Source organism: Flavobacterium pectinovorum, assembly GCF_900142715.1.
Taxonomy (GTDB): domain Bacteria; phylum Bacteroidota; class Bacteroidia; order Flavobacteriales; family Flavobacteriaceae; genus Flavobacterium; species Flavobacterium pectinovorum.
The window spans coordinates 57056-79607 of sequence record NZ_FRBX01000003.1 but is presented as its reverse complement, the minus strand read 5'-3'; the positions used below and the strand labels follow the sequence as shown (position 1 = coordinate 79607).

The window sequence follows — 22552 nt, the reverse complement described above, 5'->3', positions numbered from 1 at the left end:
TTTATTTCGAATAAATGTATCGAATTCAGTTGATTTGTTATTTGGTTTTCACCTGAAGGAGAGCATTATGAACCCGGCAATAAAATTGCCGGGTTTTTTTATGCTTTGAAATGTGAAATGTGGGGATTTTAATTTTTTTCAGGAGCTGTTTCCGGCTATCCGCTTGTATCTTTTCCTGTCCGCCGCGGCGGACAGAAAAAGGATACCGCTTCTATCCGGGCTAGGGCACTCGTTTTCATAAGAAAGTTTATTTGATGAAATCTGTATAAATCCGTATCATTTGCGTTCCATTTAAAGAAAACAAAATAAGCAGAAAGCGTTGCGAACATTGCGTAAATTTTTTGTGTTCTTTGCGGTTAAAATCATCAGCATTTACATTTCTTAATCAAAAAAAGAAAGTTACTTTTTATTTTTTAAACTCTTGCTAATCCATTTATCAACAGGAATTTTTCGCTCAACATATTCAGAATAATTTTTGCGGTTAACTAAATCCAAATAAGTGACATAGAAATTTTTGCCATCTGCTGAAACTTTAAAATTTTTGAAATCATCAAAATCTTCATCAGATCTGTTAATGTAAAAGTCACATAACTCAAATGTTGTTACTTTATAAAAAGGCTCAAACGCTGTTGGTTTTTCTGTTATTTCAAAATAAATTATTTTATTATCACAATCGAAGCCATTAATTTGACTGATTTGCTCTCTTCGCTTTTCAAAAAAATCAAGGATTTCTTTTTCCTTTTCGCTGTATTCAAATTGATACGGAATAAATTGATGATCTTCTGTTTCAAAATCCTTAGGATGATTTCGTTTGTTTGTTGGCTGTATTTCTATTCCATTTTTACCAACAAATCCCCAAGTTCCTCCAACCAAAGGCGGATGTTCATCATCTTTTGATCGGTCAAAATAACAGCCGTTGCAAAATTTAGCAAACCCAAAGGTTATTGGTGATATCCAGTCGTAATTAGCCGGAATAATTTTTTCGCCCCGATAATTAAATAAACCAACCTTTTTATTTTCGCTAAACCGAATAAACCCTTCTTGAAAATAATCAGGTCCTTCGCCGGTGGGGTAAGGAGTAAATACAAAATTGCCTTTTCGGTCATAATATTTCATAAAATCCATAAAAAAAACCATGCTTTTTATTTCCTGTCCATTAATAGATGAGTCTGCGTGCATGGAAGACTGCAGAGGAATAAGGATTTTTTCATTTTGATTTTTTACTCCAAGAAGACTGTCTTTTTCTACAAAATAATAAAGTCTTTCAGTTTGAGAAAAACCAGAAAAGTGATTTAAAATTAAAAGCAGTAAAAAAGTTTTTTTCATCAAAAAAGATTTTAAAAGTAGAAGTGAACTCAAATGTAATCATAAAGTTTCTATATTTTAAGTACTTTTGAATTCCAAATTATTGCCTCAAATTTCATGAAGACATTCATTTCTTTTATAATCACTTTTCTAATCTTTAATTTTAGTTTTAGCCAAACTAAATTCGGAAATCCGGAAGTTGACCCCATTCAAATTCAAAAAAATTTTAGCGAATGGTCGGCCTATCAAAGTAAAAAAATCATGCTTTCCAGAGATTTTGTGGCGCTTGATATTCTTTCAAAAGAAATCTCAAAAGAAACCTTTTTAGATCAGTTAGCAAACGGAAATTTCATCCCAATTCGATTAAAATCAGATGATTCTATTTACTATTATAAACTGTTTAAAATTCAGCCAAAAGCAGATACAAGCATAAAAGCTACCATCAATCAAATTGGTTTTGATGCCTATAAAAACTATAAAATGGAAGGCACCGCTTTTCCAGATTTCTCCTTTAAGGATTTAAACGGAAATGTAGTTTCAAACGAATCAATGAAAGGAAAAATAATTGTCATAAAGTGCTGGTACATTCATTGTACGCCTTGTATAAGAGAATTTCCGCAGGTAAATAGATTAACAGAAGAATACAAAGACCGAAAAGACATTGTTTTTATAAGTCTGGCCGAAGATTCACCTGAACAATTAAAAACATTTCTGGCAAGAAAACCATTATCCTATTCCGTAATTCCAGATATGAAAGTGTATATGAATGAAAGCCTGCAATTGAATTCATTTCCAACACATTTTATTCTGAATAAAGAAGGCTTGATTTCTAAAGTGCTACCTAATTTTGAAAGTTTAGAAGTGGCTTTGGCGAAGGAAAGCAAATTGTGATTTTTTTCACCATATAAGTTATATAAGAAATTATAAGTCTGATTTAAATATTTACGAACTTATATGATTTCGAATTTTTAGCCACACAGTATTTCAGAATTATTAAGTATAGTTTTAAATGAACTTACATCACTTATATGGTGGAAAAATATTCGGTTACAATAAAAAAACTTAGCGCCTTTGTACCTTTGCATTTTTGAACCTTTTTCCGTACTTTTGCACCAAATTAATTAAAAAGACATTCATGTTAACAGTCAATAATTTATCAGTTCAATTTGGCAAACGAATTTTGTTTGACGAAGTAAATACCACTTTCACACACGGAAATATTTACGGCGTTATTGGAGCCAATGGTGCTGGAAAATCAACTTTTCTAAAAATCATTTCGGGCGATATCGATCCAACTTCTGGCCACATTCATTTAGAACCGGGAAAACGTATGTCGGTTTTAAACCAAAATCACAACATGTTCGACGAGCATACGGTTTTGGAAACTGTTTTGATGGGAAATAAAGTTCTTTATGCTGTTAAAAAAGAAATGGATGAACTTTATTTAGACTACAACGATAAAAACGCAGACCGAATTGGAGAATTACAAGTTCAGTTTGAAGAAATGAATGGCTGGAATGCCGATTCTGATGCTGCTGCAATGTTGTCTAACTTAGGAATCAACGAAGAACATCATTATACTTTAATGGGTGATCTTGAGGGGAAAATTAAAGTTCGTGTGCTTTTGGCGCAGGCACTTTTTGGAAACCCGGATTTGCTTATTATGGATGAGCCTACCAACGATTTGGATTTTGAAACAATCGCCTGGTTAGAGAATTTCTTAGCAAATTATGAAAATACAGTAATTGTAGTATCTCACGACCGTCACTTTTTAGATGCAGTTTGTACACATATTTCTGATATCGATTTTGGAAAAATCAATCACTATTCAGGAAACTATACGTTCTGGTACGAGTCTAGCCAATTAGCAGCAAAACAACGTGCTCAGCAAAACAAAAAAGCAGAAGAAAAGAAACAGGAATTGGAAGAATTTATTCGTCGTTTTAGTGCGAACGTTGCAAAATCTAAACAAGCAACATCTCGTAAAAAAATGATTTCTAAATTGAATATTTCTGAAATCAAACCTTCAAGCCGTCGTTATCCAGCGATTATTTTTGATCAGGATCGCGAAGCCGGAGATCAGATTTTGAATGTTGAAGGTTTAGCAGCTTCTATAGATGGTGATCTTTTGTTTAAAGATGTAGATTTGAATATGGCAAAAGGCGACAAAATTGTTCTTTTTTCTAAAGATTCACGTGCTACAACAGCTTTCTACGAAATTTTAAATAATCAGCAAAAAGCAGACTCCGGAACTTTTGATTGGGGAATTACAACAAATCAGGCTTATTTACCTGCAGAGAATCATTCCTTCTTTGAAAATGATTTGACATTGGTAGATTGGTTACGTCAATACGCAAAAACAGAAGAAGAGCGTGATGAGGTTTTCATTAGAGGATTTTTAGGTAAAATGATTTTCTCTGGAGAAGAAGCTCTAAAAACAAGCCGTGTATTATCAGGAGGAGAAAAAGTACGTTGTATGTTATCAAGAATGATGATGGAGCGTGCAAATATCCTGATGCTTGATGAGCCAACAAATCACTTAGATTTGGAGTCTATTACAGCTTTTAACAACTCATTGAAAAACTTTAAAGGTTCTGTAATTTTCACAACACATGACCACGAATTTGCACAAACGGTTGGTAATAGAGTAGTAGAGCTTACACCAAACGGAGCAATTGACCGCTACATGACATTTGACGAATATCTTGATGATGAAAAAGTTCAGGAATTAAGAAAGAAGATGTATAATCTATAAGATTTTCTATAATACTAAAAATCCCGATCGTTTTGATGATCGGGATTTTTTTATGTTTTTTATTTTCTGAAAAACCTGCTAAAGATCCAGATTATTATCGCAATAACAAAAACGACGATAAAAATTCCGACACCCATTCCGGCTTTAAAAATGTCTCCAACTAGTTCGCAGCTTGTAAATGAAAACAGTATTACGAATACCATTAACAAACGTGTAATGTTCTTTTGCATGATTTTGCTTTTTTTAAATGTTTTAAAAAGAATTTTGTATTCTAATTATCGTAAAATAAAATTACTTCAAAGAGCAAAAAAATGTGTTATATAATTTGGTTGGAAAGTTCTATGATTTTGGGATTGTTTATTTTCTACATGTATTTTTTATGAAGGTTTTTAATGAAAGAATCTCGATCAAATTTCTTAACAAATCCGGATTTTTCACCTTTCTTTAATTCCTTATTTAAATCTTCTTTTTTTCTTTTTTCCATATCAGAATTATTTTATTCACCAATTGTCCCTGTCTTTACTTCTCCAGCTCGTTTATAACTAACCGCAATAATGCCACTTGGTGTAGTCGTGCTTTCTATTAATGTAAATCCTGCAGGTGTTGAGCTATCACTAAATAGTTTTTTTCCTTTGCCCAAAATTATGGGATAAATTAAGAGCCCAAGTTCATCGACTAAATCATGTTGAAGCAAAAGCTGAACAAGGGTAGCGCTTCCCCAAACTTTAATATCGCCGCCTTCAGAATTTTTGAGTTTTTTGATATCTTCTATGGTCGAAAGAAATTCGGTATTTTGCCAATCAGAGTTTTTTCTGGTCGAGGACAAAACGTATTTGGTAACGTCATTAATTCCCGGCCAGCCATCTGCATGTTTGGGCCAATAATCTTCAAAAATATCAAATGTTTTTCTGCCTAAAAGAATATCGGCAGGTTTCATTTGTTCTTGCATGACATTACCATATTCTTCATCTCCAAAAGGCGCCACCCAGCCTCCATATTCAAAACCGCCCGAAGTATCTTCATCAGGGCCACCAGGTGCTTGCATTACGCCATCGATCGTAATCATGGTTATAACGATTATTTTTCTCATGATGGTTGGTGTTTTATTGTTTGATTAAATGTAAGGAATTCAATAAAGATTTTATGTAAGTAATTGATAAAATGTGAAGTTAGAATATTAAGAACATTATGATTCCTATTATAACTATTAAAGTTGTAAAGCATCCCGATGAACTAGTAGTGGTGTAAACTTGCTTATTTTGTAATTTGTTTAATTCTCTGTTAAATTCTTTTTGCCAAGAATCTGGTATCTCAAAAATGATTTCCTTTTTAATTATTGTAGGAGTGTCATTTTCTTTTTGAGGATTTTGGATAATTGAAACAACGGCATCAAGTTCTAAAGGAATAATTGATAATTTCTCTGCCTGTGAACCAATCAGATTTTGAAGTAAATGAACGGCTTTTTCATATTCTTTAGGAACATTTACAAATAGAATTCTTTCTTCAAATGCTATAACATGTTCTAAATATTCTTTAATGAGTTTAGTAACGTGATGAATTTCTTTCAGATCTCCAGATTCTCCAGGTTCCCCCCAACTTTTAGTTAGGCTGTCTAGCAATCCAACAGCAGGAGTTGAAATTCTTGTCAGCTCAGCTAGTCTTTCTTGAATCCAATTGAATGCTTGGTCGGAATTAATATTTTCTAATGGTTTTAAATATAATCCCTTTTTTAAATCATTAAGTTTTCTAAAAAGAGGATCATTTAAAAATCTCATGAGTTCAGCTGTTAATCTAAATTCCCATCCGTCAGGTTTGTCAATTATAATTCGTTTGATGATTGGGGAGTAATTGTTAAAATCTATAAGGATAGAATTTTGTTCTTCGTATAATATCAGGTCAGTGCTGTTTCCTAAAGAAGAAGCAATATATCCTTCATGTTTTTCTCTCCAAGCGAATAAAATGTTGGCAAAATATTTATGTTCGTCCGTGTCAATCAGTTTATGACAATTTCTACATAACCAAATTGAATTGGTAATTTCTGCTCTTGCAGGATTTGTCATTGTATGGATGAATCTTTTAGAACCAATCCTTGCTCCATAAATATGTGCAGCTTCTCCTATTTTTGTTGACTTTTCTGGATCAGAGTTAGGACCAACAGTAAGTATTCTGCAATCAGGATTTGAGCACATGAAAGCAGCTCTTTTTGCTAAAGTGTCAATTGTGTTTTTACTAAAATCAGGATTCACAGAATATTTTTTTATGTTGATAGTAAGTAAAATTATTTTTATAAAAATATAAATTTGTAGCTAATTAGCTAAACTATAATTTTAATCTACAAATACCATTATTAATAAGATTTATTTTTCAAGAATATAATGCAAGAATTAAAAAAAAATCAAATTTTCAACACCAACATTCCCACCAATTCCAAAAAAAAATATTTCCCCACTCAACACCCCAACAAATAAATTCTGATTTCGTATATTTGCCCAACCAAACATTACACTTAATTATGAGCCAAAAAGTATTACTTAATTCAAAAGAAGTTACTATCATACTCCATCGTTTGGCTTGTCAGTTAATCGAAAAACACCTGGATTTCTCTGATACTATTTTAGTCGGAATCCAGCCAAGAGGGGTTTTTTTAGCTGAACGTTTAAAACAAATTTTAGAGAACGAATACCAAACTCCTGAAGTTCCTTTAGGATATTTAGACATCACTTTTTTTAGAGATGATTTTCGTCGTACAGATAAACCGCTTGAAGCCAATAAAACTCAAATCAATTTTATAGTCGAAAACAAGAAAGTCATTTTTATCGATGACGTTTTGTTTACCGGACGCAGTATTCGTTCTGCTTTAACCGCAATTCAGTCTTTTGGGCGACCATCAGAAATCGAATTGTTAGTGTTAATAGACAGACGTTTTAGCCGTAATTTGCCTATTCAGCCCGATTATCGCGGCCGTCAGGTAGATGCCATAAATAATGAAAAAGTAAAAGTAAGCTGGAAGGAAAATGAAGGCGAAGATGCCGTTTACCTAATAACCAATTAGTTTAACCGTTAAATCGGTTAATTGTTAAATCGGAAAATGAGATGATTATAAAAAAGTTTAATCGGGTAAATCGTTTAACCGTTTAATCGAAAAAAAAAGAATAAACAATTAACAAATAAACGATTTAACAAATAAACGAATAAACAATAAAGAATGACAGAGAACGAAAAGTTTATTTATGAATCAATTTTTAATCAGGTTAGAATGGGATTTCTTTCTCTTGATGAAATTCAGGAAAATATCATAGAAGAAATCGAGGACAACGAATTTGCAGACGAAATCTCAGAAGAATGGGCTTTTGATAAAATAAGAGAAGAGTACCAAAAGTTACTTGCAGAAAGTAAACAATGGAAAAGCCCAACAGATACTGAAAAGCTTATAAATGCGTTTGATGAATTATGTGATGAAAATATCATTGCACTACATAATGCAGGTTATACGACAACCGATGGTGAATATGAAGTAGTTGAGGTTGAAAGAGATTTGCAGGAAAATGAAGTAGAGTCTGATGGTTATTGTTTTTATCACGAACAAGATTTGGCCAGAGCAATTGCTATTGAAGATCCGGGTTTGTATATCGCTTTTCAGAAAGTTGATAATGCTGATGATGCGGTTACAATAGAAGTTGGAAAAAGAGTTGCCGAAGTTTTAATCAATAACGATTTTAAAATAAAATGGGATGGCTCTGCAAGAACTAAAATTGAAATTCCGGGTTTCAGATGGCAGAAGATTTTTGATGAAGATGCGAGAGATCTCCAGGATTATAGTGAAGTTGTAGACAGAATGATTCAATAAACAGCTTCTCGTTAAAGAAGCATTGACAAATAATATTAAAGAAACAAAAATGAAAGAATTAAGCGTAAATCATTTATTAGGAATTAAATACATCAACGAGAATGATATTAACCTAATTTTTGAAACGGCAGATCATTTTAAAGAAGTCATTAACAGACCCATTAAAAAAGTTCCTTCATTACGAGATATTACGATTGCCAATATATTTTTTGAAAACAGTACAAGAACCAAACTTTCGTTTGAGTTAGCGCAGAAACGATTATCTGCAGATGTTATTAGTTTTTCTGCCGCACAATCTTCGGTTAAAAAAGGAGAAACTTTAATAGATACTGTTAACAATATCCTTTCCATGAAAGTTGACATGGTTGTAATGCGCCACTCCAATCCCGGAGCGGCTTATTTTTTATCTAAAAATGTCAAAGCCAGTATCGTAAATGCCGGAGACGGAGCACACGAGCATCCAACTCAGGCTTTGTTAGACAGTTATTCAATCCGAGAAAAACTAGGCGATGTTGCCGGAAAAAAAGTTGTTATTGTAGGTGATATTCTGCACTCGCGTGTAGCGCTTTCAAACATATATGCTTTGCAGATGCAAGGCGCCGAAGTTAAAGTTTGCGGACCAAAAACATTGATTCCGAGATACATTGAATCACTTGGTGTTACGGTTGAACCAAACTTGCGAAAAGCATTAGAATGGTGTGACGTTGCGAACATGCTTCGTGTACAAAACGAACGTATGGATGTGAATTTCTTTCCTTCAACAAGAGAATACGCTCAGCAATACGGAGTAGATAAACCACTTTTGGATTCTCTTGGAAAAGAAATCGTAATCATGCACCCGGGACCAATAAACAGGGGAGTAGAGATTACTTCTGAAGTGGCTGATTCTGATCATTCTGTAATTCTAAATCAGGTAGAAAATGGAGTAGCCATCAGAATGGCAGTAATTTATCTTTTGGCGTCTAAGATTCAATAAAATTAGTTTTTTTAGTTTCAGGTTTCAGGTTTCAAGATTTTGGAACGTTTAGCTTGGCAAACTTGAAACTTGAAACCTGAAACAAAAATTAAAACTAAAAAAACTTCGTACCTTAGCTTAAGAAATCAATTTTTATACTAGCCTCAAAATTATAAAATGAAAGTAGATCAAAAAGGACATACCGTTACAATTAAAGATACTCAGGGAGATTTTAAATCTTTTCTGGAAAAAGTCACGCAGCAATTTAAAACCTTTGAAAAACAAAATATTATAATTGATTTATCAGCTGATGATAAATTGACCGAAAGTGATGTAAAACTTTTTTTACCACTTTCGAAACAACAAAAAAAAGCAAAAAAATCCTTTATTATTGTAGTTTCTGATCTTGATTTTAATGCTATTTCTGATAAACTTGCCGTGGTTCCTTCGCTTTTAGAAGCACACGATATTATCGAAATGGAAGAAATCGAGAGAGACCTTGGATTTTAGATTTTAGAGTTCAGATTTTAGATTTTTTTAATATTGGAATATAGATTTCTGATTTTAGATCGTAGATTTTAATGCTAAAATTTTTCCAATCTAAAAATCTACAGTCTGTAATCTAAAATCATCAATCTAAAATCTAAAATGAAATTAACCATACTTGGCTGTTATGCAGCAACTCCCAGAACAATTACCAACCCGACTTCGCAGGTTTTAGAAATTAAGAACAGATTGTTTTTAATTGATTGTGGCGAAGGAACTCAGGTACAATTGCGTAAAAACAAGATTAAATTCTCAAAAATTAATCACATTTTTATTTCGCATTTGCATGGTGATCATTTTTTTGGATTAATAGGAACTATTTCGACTTTTGCACTTTTAGGCAGAACTGCAGATCTTCATATTTACGGACCAAAAGGAGTTAAGGAAATTATTACTTTGCAACTGCGATTATCAAATTCCTGGACGACTTATGATTTGTTTTTTCATGAACTGGAATCAGATAAAAGTGAAGTAATTTTTGAAGATAACAGAGTGATTGTAAAAACGATTCCGCTCAAACATCGCGTTTATACCAACGGATTTTTATTTCAGGAAAAACCTGCTGAAAGAAAACTAAATGTCGATGCCGTTCAACAATACGGTATTCACACGGCTTATTATCAAAAAATAAAAAACGGAGGAAATGTTACCCTTGATGACGGAACTGTAATTGAAAACGAAAAGTTATCGTTTGATCCAATTGCGCCAATGAGTTACGCATTTTGTTCTGATACAGTTTACAACGAGGCTGTAATTCCAATTATAGAAAATGTAGATGTTTTATACCACGAATCTACTTTTTTAGAATCAGAAGCTCCTTTGGCACTAAAAACATTACATTCAACTGCAAAAGAAGCCGCAACAATTGCGCTTAAAGCAAATGCAAAACAACTTATTTTAGGACATTATTCTACAAGATATGATGGAATTGAACGTTTTAAAGAAGAAGCAGAAACTATTTTTCCAAATGTACTTTTGGGTGATGACGGGAGAAGTTTTGAATTTTAAGGTGCTGAGGTTCTAAGATTCTAAGTGACTAAGTTTTTGAGTTGCTATCCCGAGGCTTCGGGACAAAAATCTAAAATAAAAATATAACCTTTAGTATTTTAGACAATCCAAAGGAAATCTAAAATCTAAAGTCAACAATCTAAAATTAATAATCATGAACGATTTAAGCAATTATAGAAAGTCTTACGAAAAAAGCGAATTATTAGAAAGCAATATTCCCGAAGATCCAATTAATCTTTTCAACAGATGGTTTCATGAAGTAGAAGATTTTGGTTCAAACGGAGAAGTAAACGCCATGACAGTTTCTACAATTGGTTTGGATGGATTTCCTAAATCGAGAGTAGTTCTGTTAAAGAAATTCTCCGAAGAAGGTTTTATTTTTTACACCAATTATAATTCTGAAAAAGGAAAAGCAATTGCAGCGAACCCGCATGTGTGTTTGTCTTTTTTTTGGCAGGAAATGGAACGTCAGGTAATTATTAAAGGAATTGCACAGAGAACGTCTGAGAACATATCCGATAGTTATTTTGATTCTCGTCCGGATGGAAGTAAATTGGGCGCAATAGTTTCCAACCAGAGCGAAGTAATCCCGTCCAGAACTTTTTTAGAAGAAAATCTAAAGAAATTAGAAACAGAATTTGCAGGAAAACCAATTCCGCGTCCGGATAATTGGGGAGGCTTTTTAGTAACTCCTTTAGAAGTTGAATTTTGGCAGGGAAGACCGAACAGGTTGCATGACAGAATTCGTTATCAAAGTCAGTCTGATTTTTCATGGAAAATCGAGCGTTTATCTTCTTAATTGTAAGAAAAATATATTATTCTTAGTTAAAAATATGCATTTCATCGATTATTTTTGTAGTTTACCGATAAATTAAATAGGTTTGAATCAGAATTAGGAATTTATCACATAATAAATATAAAGCATTTGCCCCAACATTTACTTTAGAATTAAACTACCATTTTGATTATGAAAAAGATTATGTGCATCATGACGTTCGTTGTAATTTTTATTACAATGAACTCATGTACTGCAGACACTGCCGAGGCAACTCAAGATAGTAGCACGACAACAGAAACTCTGATAACTAGCTATAGTTACAATGATTCGGAGTTGGAAACCATGAAATTAATAAACGATTACAGAGTAAGTATTGGTTTAAATCCTTTGGAAAGAATCAATCATATTTCTTATAAAAGTGAAGAACATAATAAATATATGATAGCAAATAATGTCATGAATCATAATGATTTTGTGGCACGTTCTGAGAATATCATGGAATTATTAGGCGCAAAAAAAGTAGGTGAAAATGTTGCTTATGGCTACCAAACATCAGCAGCTGTTTTAAAAGGCTGGTTAGACAGCGCAGGGCATAAAGAAAACATCGAAGGAGATTATACTCATTTTGGTTTGGCGGTAACGACAGACGCTTCGGGTAAAAAATATTACACAAATATATTCGCGAAAATATAAAGATTTATTGGACTGGTTTTTTAGTTAGTCGTTGTAGCTCTTTATTGAGTTACAACGATTTTTTTTGTAGAAAAAGCTGTCTCGGCCAAAGACAGCTTTTTAATTTTTTACACTTGTTTTTTTTGTTATAATGCAGTGATAATGAATTCACTTCGTCTATTGGCCTGATGCTGTTCTTCGGTGCATATTACATTGTCTGAACATTGGTTAACAAGCTGAGTTTCTCCAAATCCTTTTCCGGTCAGCCTGTTTGCATTAATTCCATTTTTAATTAACCAGTCAATTGTTGATTTTGCTCTTCGGTTAGACAAAGCTTCATTGTATTTATGTGTTTGTCGACTATCTGTGTGTGAGCGGATATCCAGTTTCATTGTAGGATGGCTATCTAATACATCGAGTATTTTCTCCAAATCAATAGCCGCTTCTGTACGAATATCGGATTTGTCCAGATCAAAATAAATCATTTTTATTCCAAAACATTTACCCAGATCATCCCCAATTGTGACTTTGCATTTTGATTTATCTAAGGCTATTGGCAAACTTGTTTTTCCGGATAATTTTTCAATAGTAATACTAACTTCTTTTGTGGCGTAATCTACTTTTTCGGCTCTGACATTATAAGTTTTTCCACATTCTACAGGAAAGATATAAAAGCCGGCAGCATCAGAAAGAATAGTATTTTTTACTACTTGATTTTCGTATAAAGTAACTTTTGTACGCGGTAATATTATTCCTGATTCTGCATCTGTAATAATTCCGTTTAATTCCTGAATACATTGAAGTTTTCGGGTTTCCAGAAATTTGTAGATATCATCAGAACCATGTCCGCCAATTTTGTTAGAACTAAAATAACCTTTTCTGGAAACCGGATCAATCATATAAGCAAAATCATCTTTTGGAGAATTGACATCTGCACCGATATTTTGTATTTCACTTACCGCTCCGTTATCTTCCATTTTACCTACATAAACGTCCAGTCCACCAAGTCCCGGCCGACCATCGGAGGAGAAGTAGATTTCTTTTTCATTGGTTACAAAAGGAAATGTTTCCTTCCCTTCAGTATTAATTGTTGGGCCTAAATTTTGGGGAGAACCATAACCTCCGCCGTTATCATTTATGGCTACTTTGAAAATATCAGACTGTCCTAACGTTCCAGGCATATCAGATGAAAAATATAGTGTTTTTTCATCCGGGCTAAGTGCAGGATGCGCCGTACTATAATTGTCACTAGTAAAAGGTAAGGCGGTTATATTTGTCCACTTGTCGTTTTCAAGAGTAGCTTTGTAAAGCTTTACTAATGTAGTATTGTTTTCGTTTTTTCCTTTTTTTCCATCTAAGTAATTATTTCTTGTAAAATAAACTGTTTTACCATCTTTTGTAAAAATGGGAGTGGCATCATGAAATTTAGAATTTAATGCAGTTTTGAATTTTTTTACTTTAGCAGAATCAACATCAGATACATAGAGATTAGTGAAATGTTCACCGGTCCAGGAATGTTTTCGTTTAGAAAAATTTCCGGTATCTCTTGCTGAGGTAAAGTATAATTTTTTATTGTAAACAAAAGTGCCATAATCTGAATATTTAGAATTGATACCTGCATCTTCAATTTTATAACGTCCCGAATTTTCTTTTATCAGATCCATATAATTTGGATTTTCTTTGTAGAGTTTACCGCGAGTATCGTTTTCAAATTTAGAAGTAAATTCATTCATCATTTTATCAGCTTTATCAATTTGCCCTGTTGCTCTTAAAGATTGGACATATCTGTAATAATATTCAGATTCGATATTTGTATTCATGGCAAATAATTCGCCATACCATTTTGCTGCACCTTCAAATTCTGAATTAAAATAATAGGAATCTCCCAGTTTTCTAAACATATCTTCAGATTTGTAACCTTTAAGCGCTACTTTCTCATAAGTTTTTATCACATCGATGTAAGCATAGGTGTCGTAATCTTTATTGGCTGCCTTTATTTTTGCCTGCTGGGCATTGCCCTCTAATGCAACAAAACTAAAAATGGTTATGTAAAAGAGTATAAAATTTTTCATAATAAATATTTTTAGAAGAAACGTGGGCTGGTTATCTTGTTGTTCTTTTTGATAAACTCATATCTAATAAATATCTCATGCGATCCTGAATTATAGTTGTTCAGGTTCGTAGTTTCACGATCGTAACCATACCCTATATAAAGACCATCTGTGATCTGAAATCCGGCCATGGCACTTACAGAAGCACTCCATCTATAGGCAACGCCAAGCACAAATTTATCTATAAACATAAAATTGGCGGATACATCAACTTGCAGGGGTGCACCTTCTACCATTTTGGCCAAAACTGCCGGTTTAAATTTAATGTACTGATACTTATCAAGATCAAATACATAACCTCCCATTAAATAATAATTGATTTTATCTTTGTAAATAGCGATGTCATTATCATCATAACGATTGGTTTCGATAAAGTTAGGAACAGATAATCCGATATAAGCCTTATCAGAATGCCAATAAACTCCGGCTCCAACATTGGGAGAAAATTTATTGTCAAGATCCTGAAATTGTGGATCTCCCTGATCTTCCGGATTTAATTTACTGATATCCAGATTGAATAAATTAGCTGTTCCCTTGATACCAAAAGAAAGTTTAAAATCAGCAGATGTCTGAACCGTGTAAGAGAGATCTACAGAGAAGCTATTCTCATTTGTAGGCCCTATTTTATCGTTAACCAAAGAAAGTCCAATTCCTAAATTAGAATTGTTTATAGGTGTGTTGGCAGAAAAACTACTGGTTTCCGGTGCCCCGTCTAGTCCAACCCATTGCGTACGATACAACCCGAAAATGCTTAACGCTCCGCGAGAACCCGCATACGCAGGGTTAATATTTATGGTATTATACATGTATTGTGTAAACTGCGCATCTTGCTGTGCAAAACTTACAAAGGATACAAACATTATGACTAAGGATGGTAATTTTGCTCTCATAGTAGATGTTTATTAAATTACTATTGATTTTTTTTGGAAGTAAAAACCTAAGATTAAACTGCAGATTACATACTCAAAAATACGGATTTTTTTTATTAAATATATTTAAAATCCGTATAAAAGTTTGTTATACAGTTAATTATCTTTTTTATTACTTCGATAAATATAAAAACCCATCTTTTTTATTTGATTGAATTATATTATTCCCGTCTAGAGATTTATAATTAATGATATAAAAATAAGTTCCGGTTGGCAATCCTTCTGATTGTTTAACAGTTGTTCTGCCTCTGGAAGTTCCGTCGAATGCATTCGTTGTGTTATTGTAATTAACAGTTTCGAATACTAATATTCCCCATCGATTATAAATTTCAACTGTATTTTCAGGATAACATGTCAGGTCATCAATACTGTCAATTTTAAAAGCATCGTTTATTCCATCTCCGTTAGGAGAAAAAGCGTTGTGTATTATAACATTTCCACAAGCTAAAACTTGACAATCATTATTGATCTCCATATTTAGAAGAATGCTTCGTGGACAAATTTCATCGGTAATTTGATATTCTAACAAATAATTGCCCAGTGCCAAACCAAACGGATTGAAAATGTTGCCTTGCAATGCATTACTGTTATTTTTATCGATCCAGTTTCCGGTTGCACTTGTGTTTACCGGCAAGAGTGTTAATAAATTAATAAGACTGGAATCGTCGGCGCAAGCCTGAGTTGATATAGTTGTTACTTCATTTGGAGAACTTGGCTGTGTAATAATTACTGTTGCTGTTGCAGAACAAGTTTGGTTTTCATTAACCGGAAAAGAAGCTGTTAAGGTATATGTTCCGGCTGGTAAATTAGAATTTCCAACAATTTCATTTTCTTCGTTTGTAATAACAACAGTTGAGCCTGCCGTATTTGTAACCAGAATTGAACCATTATCTCCGCCAAAACAAGTAATAGCAGAAGCAATTCCTGAAACTGAAATTTTATTTTCTACAGTAAAAGTTTGTATTAAATCGGTTTTATTACCTGCACAATCCATCAAAGTATAAGTTCTTGTCAGGATATAAGCATTTCCTTCGCAGCCAGAAGCTCCATTATTAGTATCATTAATTGTAATAGTTACGTTTTGACTGCAGTTATCAGCGGCATCTGTTATGTCTTGTGAATTTGCTAACGGAATATCTGTAATACTTTGTAAACCTGCAACATCTGCTGGAGCAGTTCCTGTTGGCGGAGTCGTATCTCTTACTGTAATAATTTGAGTAAATGAAGTCGTGTTTCCGGCACAATCACTTGTTGTCCATTGACGTGTCAAAGTATAATTAGAAGCACATTCATTTTGAATATCACTTTTAATTTCAGAAAATACAACTGGTAAACCTAAATTGCAATTATCTGCAACATTCATATCAGCTGGTTCAGGAACGGCATCGCAAGAAACCGTAATATCAGTTGGAAGATCTCCGCTAAATATTGGTTTTGTAGTATCCTGAATCGTAATTACCTGAGTAAAAGTATCAGAAACATTTCCGCAATCATCTGTAACTGTCCATGTATTGGTATATGTTCCCGCATTCGAACAAAAACCTGAAGCTATAAACTGCCCGGTGGTTTTTACAACATTCAAAACATCGGCATCACATAAATCAGAAGCTGTTGGGAATAACGCTTGCGCGGATGCCAAAGCAGATAAATCGCTACATTCTAAAGTTGCATCTAAAGAAGCGGTTTGCGTAGTCCAGCTTGGTTTTGTAGTATCCTGAATCGTAATTACCTGAGTAAAAGTATCAGAGATATTTCCACAATCGTCCGTAACTGTCCAAGTATTGGTATACGTTCCTGCATTCGAACAAGAACCTGAAGCTACAAACTGTCCGCTGGTTTTTGCAATGTTCAAAACATCTGCATCACACAAATCTGAAGCTGTTGGGAATAACGCTTGCGCGGAAGCCAAAGCAGATAAATCGCTACATTCTAAAGTTGCATCTAAAGAAGCGGTTTGCGTAGTCCAGCTTGGTTTTGTAGTATCCTGAATCGTAATTACCTGAGTAAAAGTATCAGAGACATTTCCGCAATCATCCGTAACTGTCCATGTATTGGTATACGTTCCCGCATTCGAACAAGAACCTGAAGCTATAAACTGTCCGTTGGTTTTTACAATATTCAAAACATCGGCATCGCATAAATCAGAAGCTGTTGGGAATAACGCTTGCGCGGACGCCAAAGCAGATAATTCGCTGCATTCTAAAGTTGCATCCAAAGAAGCGGTTTGTGTAGTCCATGTTGGTTTTGTAGTGTCTTGAATCGTAATTACCTGAGTGAAAGTGTCAGAGACATTTCCGCAATCGTCGGTAACTGTCCATGTATTGGTATACGTTCCTGCATTCGAACAAGAACCTGAAGCTACAAACTGTCCGCTGATTTTTACGACATTCAAAACATCTGCATCACACAAATCAGAAGCTGTTGGGAATAACGCTTGCGCGGAAGCCAAGGCAGATAAATCACTGCATTCTAAAGTTAAGTCTAATTCATTAGCAGTTGTTGTCCATGTTGGTTTTGTAGTATCTTCAATAGTAATTACCTGAGTAAAAATATCAGAAACATTTCCGCAATCGTCCGTAACTGTCCATGTATTGGTATATGTTCCCGCATTCGAACAAGAACCTGAAGCTATAAACTGTCCGCTGATTTTTACAATATTCAAAACATCGGCATCGCATAAATCTGATGCTGTTGGAAATAACGCTTGCGCGGAAGCCAAAGCAGTTAAGTCGCTGCATTCTAAAGTTGCATCTAAAGAAGCGGTTTGTGTAGTCCATGTTGGTTTTGTAGTGTCCTGAATAGTAATTACCTGAGTAAAAGTATCAGAGATATTTCCGCAATCGTCCGTAACTGTCCAAGTATTGGTATACGTTCCCGCATTCGAACAAGAGCCTGAAGCTACAAACTGTCCGCTGGTTTTTACAACATTCAAAACATCGGCATCGCACAAATCTGAAGCCGTTGGGAATAACGCTTGCGCGGATGCTAAAGCAGATAAGTCGCTGCATTCTAAAGTTAAGTCTAATTCATTAGCAGTTGTTGTCCATGTTGGTTTTGTAGTATCCTGAATCGTAATTACTTGAGTGAAAGTATCAGAGATATTTCCGCAATCATCCGTAACCGTCCATGTATTGGTATATGTTCCCGCATTCGAACAAGAACCTGAAGCTATAAACTGTCCGCTGGTTTTTACAACATTCAAAACATCAGCATCACACAAATCTGAAGCCGTTGGGAATAACGCTTGCGCGGAAGCCAAAGCACTTAAATCACTGCATTCTAAAGTTGCATCTAAAGAAGCGATTTGTGTTGTCCATGTTGGTTTTGTAGTATCTTCAATTGTAATTACTTGGAAAAAAATATCAGAAACATTTCCGCAATCGTCCGTAACGGTCCATGTATTGGTATACGTTCCCGCATTCGAACAAGAACCCGAAGCTACAAACTGTCCGCTGATTTTTACAATATTCAAAACATCAGTATCACACAAATCAGAAGCTGTTGGGAATAACGCTTGCGCGGAAGCCAAAGCAGATAAATCGCTGCATTCTAAAGTTGCATCCAAAGAAGCGGTTTGCGTAGTCCATGTTGGTTTTGTAGTATCTTCAATTGTAATCACTTGGAAAAAAATATCAGAAACATTTCCGCAATCGTCCGTAACGGTCCATGTATTGGTATATGTTCCCGCATTCGAACAAGAACCTGAAGCTATAAACTGCCCGGTGGTTTTTACAACATTCAAAACATCAGCATCACATAAATCAGAAGCTGTTGGAAATAGTGCCTGCGCGGAAGCCAAACCAGATAAATCGCTACATTCTAAAGTTGCATCTAAAGAAGCGGTTTGTGTAGTCCATGTTGGTTTTGTGGTATCTTCAATAGTAATTACTTGTGTAAAAGTGGTAGAAGTATTTAAACAAACATCATTGGCAACCCATGTATTGGTATAAGTTCCGGAATTAACACAAGAACCGGCAACAAAAATTCCGCTGATTTTAGTGTACGTTACAGTTCCTCCACAATTATCGGTCGCAACCGGAGCTTGGTTTTGCGCAGCTGTTAATCCTGCAGTATCACTACATTGCAAAGTCACATTTAGTGTATTTGAAGCTGTTGCCCAAATCGGAGCTGTATCATCAATAATTGTTATCACTTGTGTAAAAGTGGCAGAAGTATTCAAACATACATCATTGGCAACCCATGTATTGGTATAAGTTCCAGAATTAACACAAGAACCGGCAACAAAAATTCCGCTGGTTTTAGTGTAAGTTACAGTTCCTCCGCAATTATCGGTCGCAACCGGAGCTTGATTTTGAGCGTTTGAAATTCCTGCAGCATCACTGCATTGTAAAGTTACGTTCAATGCATTTGAAGCTGTTGTCCAGGTTGGAGGGGTATTGTCAATAATTGTTATCACTTGCGTAAAAGTGGTAGAAGTATTCAGACATACGTCATTGGCAACCCATGTATTGGTATAAGTTCCAGAATTAACACAAGAACCGGCAACAAAAATTCCGCTGGTTTTAGTGTAAGTTACAGTTCCTCCACAATTATCGGTCGCAACCGGAGCTTGGTTTTGAGCGTTTGAAATCCCTATAACATCACTGCATTGCAAAGTTATATTTAATGCATTTGAAGTTGTTGTCCAGGTTGGAGCAGAAGTATCCTGAATTGTGATTATTTGCGTGAAAGTAGTTGAGCTATTCAAACAGGCATCTTCGGCAACCCACGTATTAGTATAAGTTCCGGAATTAGCACAAGAGCCTGCAACAAAGTTTCCGCTAGTTTTAGTATAAGTTACTGTAGAACAATTATCAGTTGCTATTGGCGCTTGGTTTTGCGCTGTTACCAATCCAGATGTGTCATTGCACTCAAGTGTTACATCAAGAGAAGTGGCAAGAGTTGTCCAGATTGGTGCTGTAGTATCTACAACATTTATAGTTTGACTTACCGGAAGCGATATATTATTGCAGGCATCTTTTGCTGTCCAGGTTCTGGTAATAGAGTATGTGCCGGTACAAGATCCGGGTGTATTTACATCTACATATGTTAATGAGGTTACTGTACCACTATTATCACTGGCTGTAGCCTGAGTAAACACAGGTAAATCCGGACAATTAATTGTAGAAGTAGCTGGTAGCGGATCAATAATTGGCTTAATTAGATCTCCGCTTGTTATAGTCACAGAAAGCTGTTTAGTACAACTGTTACTATCTGTAACCGTAACAGTATAAGTGCCGGGTGGTACATTTTGCAAATCTTTAGTTGTTGCACCTGTATTCCATAAGTAAGTGTAGGCAGGAGTTCCTCCTGTTGCTGTCAACGTTATAGTCGATGTGCCTCCGCTACAGCCTACATTAGTATGAGATTCACTTAACATCAATTCTGTTGGCTCAATTATCTGGAGTGTATATGAATTTGATATATTTTGTGAGTCCGTAACAGTTAATTTTGCCGTGTTATTCGAAGTCGTATAAGTATACGTCGGATTTGGTAAAGTTGAATCTGGTAAACCGCCATTGTTTTGAAAATCCCAGGCGTAGGTGTATGGTGTTTTACCTCCATTGGTTGTAGAGGTAAAAGTAACTGTTGTGTTTGCACCAACTTTACAAGCCTTGTAAGTAAATTGAACAGCTAATGGTTTAGAGATAATAAACGAATTTGTAAAATCACATTGTGAGTTTGTAAAACTGCCACATTGATAATTTGGACCAGGATCATTATTACTGTTCGTTTTCCATGCTATTATGGTATTGGTAAGACCTAATTCTTCACCGCAAGTCCAGTTAAATGGCCCATACAATAACTTTTTGTTACTTCCCGGAACAATAGTTCCAAGCAATACATTCAAAAAAGTTGTAACTCCGTTTATAGTCAAATCAGAATTTAACCGTGCAAAGTGTATACTTGAATTTGAATTCGAGGAATAATTAAGGTAAATATATACCTGTTGCACTTGCCCGATAGTACAGGTAGTATTTGTTATTGGATCTCCATTTACATTAGAAAGGCTTAAATATACATCTGTCAAAGTGTAATTGTTGGAGGTGCAGTCAAAACCGCATGTTCTCAAATCTACTTGTGAAAACGAAAAGTGGATATTAAATAGTAAAAGCAACGTTATCAAAACGCTCTTAATATTAATATTTTTAAAAAAAGAAGTAATGTTTTTCATAATCTCTATTTTTTAAACATTATTATTTTATTGAGATTTTTTATCTTTTTAATCAATATGTTTTTGATTAAAATTATCCGGCGATAAAATAATTTGATATCAAATATTTTTCGTTAATTAAAAGGCGTATACAGTAATTTTGATATCAAATTATATATTGTTTTAATCAAATTATTTAGGATTTGATTAAGTACAAGGGTTTTTAAGTGTTTGTTTTTAAAGTAAAAATTTATGCCCTTAAAGTTTTAAGTGTCAGTCGAAAACCGGTATTGTCTGAAATCAGGAAATGAGCATTTTTATAAGATGGAATGCTTCTGATGTTTCCCTGATTTTCAATTAAAATAGCATCAAAAGAAGCTGTTGGTGAAAATGAAATATGCAAGAGAGGAAAAATGTTTTTTTGATAAATCACTTTTTTGAAAGAAAAAATAGACTTACAATTTTTTACAAATTTGACCGCGGTTCTAAGAGTAGTTTTTGTTCTCATAACTTAAGATTTTGTTTTGCATTATTTATAAAAAATTAACATAATCAAAGGTATATAGTCAGTTTATTTTTGATTTTTTTTATCTGTAACTAACCTAAAAACTCGTTGAAACGTTCTTTTTTTGTTAAATATGGATCAAAAAACGATTTTTTTATGTCATTTATAACAATTAAAAAAGCACGAATTTTTACTTTTTTTGCCCAAAACTGTAAAAAAATAAAACACTATAACTATCTATTAATCAATTATTTAGTTAATTTATTACGTATATCGTCATAATCGACTAAGTGATGGTTTTAATGGATGAAGTACAGAATGTGACAAAAAAGGAATTCTGCTATTTTGTAAAATTTTGAATATTTAGCATTTGATATTCTTGTTAAAATTTTCTTTAAATGTTAACAGAATTAAAAAAAAGAGAACTATTACAATTTCTTTTGTAAATTAGAACTTAATAAAAAGTAACTTCAATTTTGATGTTTCTAAATCCTTGCACATATGAAAAATTTAATATTGATACGACATGCAAAATCAAGCTGGGAAGCTCCTTTAAAGGATTTTGACAGACCTTTAATGAAAAGAGGAATTTTAGATGCTCATGAAGTATCAACCCATATCTCAAAATACCTCCCTAAAACCTATATAATCTGGAGCAGTACTGCAGCACGCGCGTCTGAAACGGCTCTTATCTTTGCTCAAAATATATCTTATCCAATAGAAAGTATCGTTTATAAAGATGATCTTTATACTTTTGACGATAAACAACTCGAAAAAGTTATCAAATCATGTGATAATAGTTTCGAAAGCGTTATTCTTTTCGGACATAACGAGGCTATTACAAATTTTGTTAATAAATTTGGGGATGTTTTTATTGAAAATGTACCTACTTCCGGATTTGTATCACTTAAATTTGATGCCGAAGCCTGGAATGCAATTCATAAAGGCAAAACCCAAAAAACAATTTTCCCCAAAGATTTAAAATAA

Annotated in this window: 19 protein-coding genes; 10 read left to right on the top strand and 9 right to left on the bottom strand. The window is 34.0% G+C overall.

Annotated features, from left to right (window positions below; genetic code table 11):
* Positions 1-399 precede the first annotated feature (399 nt).
* Positions 400-1326 carry a hypothetical protein gene (locus BUE22_RS11020; RefSeq protein ID WP_073395090.1) on the bottom strand — a complete coding sequence of 309 codons (927 nt, stop codon included), beginning with the start codon at positions 1324-1326 and terminating at the stop codon, positions 400-402.
* 96 nt (positions 1327-1422) lie between these two features.
* On the opposite strand from BUE22_RS11020, the gene BUE22_RS11015 reads away from it, so the two are divergent.
* Both BUE22_RS11015 and BUE22_RS11010 read left to right on the top strand, forming a co-directional pair.
* Positions 1423-2196 (top strand): TlpA family protein disulfide reductase, encoded by a 774-nt coding sequence (locus BUE22_RS11015; protein ID WP_073395089.1) that lies wholly within the window; start codon positions 1423-1425, stop codon positions 2194-2196.
* Positions 2197-2440: 244 nt separating this feature from the next.
* Positions 2441-4060: an ABC-F family ATP-binding cassette domain-containing protein gene (locus BUE22_RS11010; protein ID WP_073395088.1), complete on the top strand. Its 1620-nt coding sequence runs from the start codon at positions 2441-2443 to the stop codon at positions 4058-4060.
* Between the two features lie 59 nt (positions 4061-4119).
* Here the strand turns inward: BUE22_RS11010 and BUE22_RS23800 are convergent, their stop codons facing one another.
* The 4 genes from BUE22_RS23800 to BUE22_RS11000 all read right to left on the bottom strand — a co-directional run bounded on the left by BUE22_RS23800 (position 4120) and on the right by BUE22_RS11000 (position 6306).
* Positions 4120-4290, bottom strand: a complete 171-nt coding sequence (locus tag BUE22_RS23800) for a hypothetical protein (RefSeq protein WP_165587198.1) — start codon at positions 4288-4290, stop codon at positions 4120-4122.
* Between the two features lie 134 nt (positions 4291-4424).
* The gene (locus BUE22_RS23605; RefSeq protein ID WP_117614818.1) at positions 4425-4544 is read right to left on the bottom strand and encodes a type II toxin-antitoxin system ParD family antitoxin; all 120 of its coding nucleotides are present in this window, start codon (positions 4542-4544) and stop codon (positions 4425-4427) included.
* A 12-nt stretch (positions 4545-4556) separates the two neighbouring features.
* Positions 4557-5150: a dihydrofolate reductase family protein gene (locus BUE22_RS11005; RefSeq protein ID WP_073395087.1), complete on the bottom strand. Its 594-nt coding sequence runs from the start codon at positions 5148-5150 to the stop codon at positions 4557-4559.
* 79 nt (positions 5151-5229) lie between these two features.
* Entirely contained in the window at positions 5230-6306 is a 1077-nt protein-coding gene (locus BUE22_RS11000; RefSeq protein ID WP_073395086.1) for a hypothetical protein, read from the bottom strand.
* Between the two features lie 266 nt (positions 6307-6572).
* Between BUE22_RS11000 and pyrR the strand changes: the two genes are divergently transcribed.
* The 7 genes from pyrR (at position 6573) to BUE22_RS10965 (ending at position 11887) form a co-directional block, all read left to right on the top strand.
* Positions 6573-7112 (top strand): bifunctional pyr operon transcriptional regulator/uracil phosphoribosyltransferase PyrR, encoded by a 540-nt coding sequence (gene pyrR, locus BUE22_RS10995; protein ID WP_042565016.1) that lies wholly within the window; start codon positions 6573-6575, stop codon positions 7110-7112.
* A gap of 153 nt (positions 7113-7265) precedes the next feature.
* Complete coding sequence (locus tag BUE22_RS10990) at positions 7266-7907, top strand: DUF6891 domain-containing protein (protein ID WP_073395085.1); 642 nt, start codon at positions 7266-7268, stop codon at positions 7905-7907.
* A 49-nt stretch (positions 7908-7956) separates the two neighbouring features.
* The gene (locus BUE22_RS10985) at positions 7957-8883 is read left to right on the top strand and encodes an aspartate carbamoyltransferase catalytic subunit (protein WP_029273654.1); all 927 of its coding nucleotides are present in this window, start codon (positions 7957-7959) and stop codon (positions 8881-8883) included.
* A gap of 156 nt (positions 8884-9039) precedes the next feature.
* Entirely contained in the window at positions 9040-9372 is a 333-nt protein-coding gene (locus BUE22_RS10980) for a ribonuclease Z (RefSeq protein ID WP_073395084.1), read from the top strand.
* Between the two features lie 138 nt (positions 9373-9510).
* The gene (locus BUE22_RS10975) at positions 9511-10416 is read left to right on the top strand and encodes a ribonuclease Z (RefSeq protein ID WP_073395083.1); all 906 of its coding nucleotides are present in this window, start codon (positions 9511-9513) and stop codon (positions 10414-10416) included.
* A gap of 154 nt (positions 10417-10570) precedes the next feature.
* Entirely contained in the window at positions 10571-11215 is a 645-nt protein-coding gene (pdxH, locus tag BUE22_RS10970; RefSeq protein ID WP_073395082.1) for a pyridoxamine 5'-phosphate oxidase, read from the top strand.
* 168 nt (positions 11216-11383) lie between these two features.
* Positions 11384-11887 (top strand): CAP domain-containing protein, encoded by a 504-nt coding sequence (locus BUE22_RS10965; RefSeq protein WP_073395081.1) that lies wholly within the window; start codon positions 11384-11386, stop codon positions 11885-11887.
* A gap of 125 nt (positions 11888-12012) precedes the next feature.
* On the opposite strand, the gene BUE22_RS10960 is transcribed toward BUE22_RS10965, so the two are convergent.
* From BUE22_RS10960 to BUE22_RS10945, 4 genes are all read right to left on the bottom strand, one after another.
* Positions 12013-13938 (bottom strand): OmpA family protein, encoded by a 1926-nt coding sequence (locus BUE22_RS10960; RefSeq protein WP_073395080.1) that lies wholly within the window; start codon positions 13936-13938, stop codon positions 12013-12015.
* An 11-nt stretch (positions 13939-13949) separates the two neighbouring features.
* Entirely contained in the window at positions 13950-14867 is a 918-nt protein-coding gene (locus tag BUE22_RS10955; protein ID WP_073395079.1) for a PorP/SprF family type IX secretion system membrane protein, read from the bottom strand.
* A gap of 151 nt (positions 14868-15018) precedes the next feature.
* Positions 15019-21081, bottom strand: a complete 6063-nt coding sequence (locus tag BUE22_RS10950; protein WP_073395078.1) for an HYR-like domain-containing protein — start codon at positions 21079-21081, stop codon at positions 15019-15021.
* Positions 21082-21310: 229 nt separating this feature from the next.
* Positions 21311-21568, bottom strand: a complete 258-nt coding sequence (locus BUE22_RS10945; protein WP_073395077.1) for a hypothetical protein — start codon at positions 21566-21568, stop codon at positions 21311-21313.
* Positions 21569-22066: 498 nt separating this feature from the next.
* Between BUE22_RS10945 and BUE22_RS10940 the strand changes: the two genes are divergently transcribed.
* Complete coding sequence (locus tag BUE22_RS10940; RefSeq protein WP_073395076.1) at positions 22067-22552, top strand: SixA phosphatase family protein; 486 nt, start codon at positions 22067-22069, stop codon at positions 22550-22552.

Bases quoted from the DNA above. Each gene is read 5' to 3' on its own strand.
- BUE22_RS10950 (WP_073395078.1), bottom strand. From the start codon at position 21,081: ATGAAAAACATTACTTCTTTTTTTAAAAATATTAATATTAAGAGCGTT.
- BUE22_RS11015 (WP_073395089.1), top strand. From the start codon at position 1,423: ATGAAGACATTCATTTCTTTTATAATCACTTTTCTAATCTTTAATTTT.
- BUE22_RS11010 (WP_073395088.1), top strand. From the start codon at position 2,441: ATGTTAACAGTCAATAATTTATCAGTTCAATTTGGCAAACGAATTTTG.
- BUE22_RS10960 (WP_073395080.1), bottom strand. From the start codon at position 13,938: ATGAAAAATTTTATACTCTTTTACATAACCATTTTTAGTTTTGTTGCA.
- BUE22_RS10990 (WP_073395085.1), top strand. From the start codon at position 7,266: ATGACAGAGAACGAAAAGTTTATTTATGAATCAATTTTTAATCAGGTT.
- BUE22_RS10955 (WP_073395079.1), bottom strand. From the start codon at position 14,867: ATGAGAGCAAAATTACCATCCTTAGTCATAATGTTTGTATCCTTTGTA.
- BUE22_RS10965 (WP_073395081.1), top strand. From the start codon at position 11,384: ATGAAAAAGATTATGTGCATCATGACGTTCGTTGTAATTTTTATTACA.
- BUE22_RS11005 (WP_073395087.1), bottom strand. From the start codon at position 5,150: ATGAGAAAAATAATCGTTATAACCATGATTACGATCGATGGCGTAATG.
- BUE22_RS23605 (WP_117614818.1), bottom strand. From the start codon at position 4,544: ATGGAAAAAAGAAAAAAAGAAGATTTAAATAAGGAATTAAAGAAAGGT.
- pdxH (WP_073395082.1), top strand. From the start codon at position 10,571: ATGAACGATTTAAGCAATTATAGAAAGTCTTACGAAAAAAGCGAATTA.
- BUE22_RS23800 (WP_165587198.1), bottom strand. From the start codon at position 4,290: ATGCAAAAGAACATTACACGTTTGTTAATGGTATTCGTAATACTGTTT.
- BUE22_RS10945 (WP_073395077.1), bottom strand. From the start codon at position 21,568: ATGAGAACAAAAACTACTCTTAGAACCGCGGTCAAATTTGTAAAAAAT.
- BUE22_RS10975 (WP_073395083.1), top strand. From the start codon at position 9,511: ATGAAATTAACCATACTTGGCTGTTATGCAGCAACTCCCAGAACAATT.
- BUE22_RS11020 (WP_073395090.1), bottom strand. From the start codon at position 1,326: ATGAAAAAAACTTTTTTACTGCTTTTAATTTTAAATCACTTTTCTGGT.
- BUE22_RS10985 (WP_029273654.1), top strand. From the start codon at position 7,957: ATGAAAGAATTAAGCGTAAATCATTTATTAGGAATTAAATACATCAAC.
- pyrR (WP_042565016.1), top strand. From the start codon at position 6,573: ATGAGCCAAAAAGTATTACTTAATTCAAAAGAAGTTACTATCATACTC.
- BUE22_RS10980 (WP_073395084.1), top strand. From the start codon at position 9,040: ATGAAAGTAGATCAAAAAGGACATACCGTTACAATTAAAGATACTCAG.
- BUE22_RS10940 (WP_073395076.1), top strand. From the start codon at position 22,067: ATGAAAAATTTAATATTGATACGACATGCAAAATCAAGCTGGGAAGCT.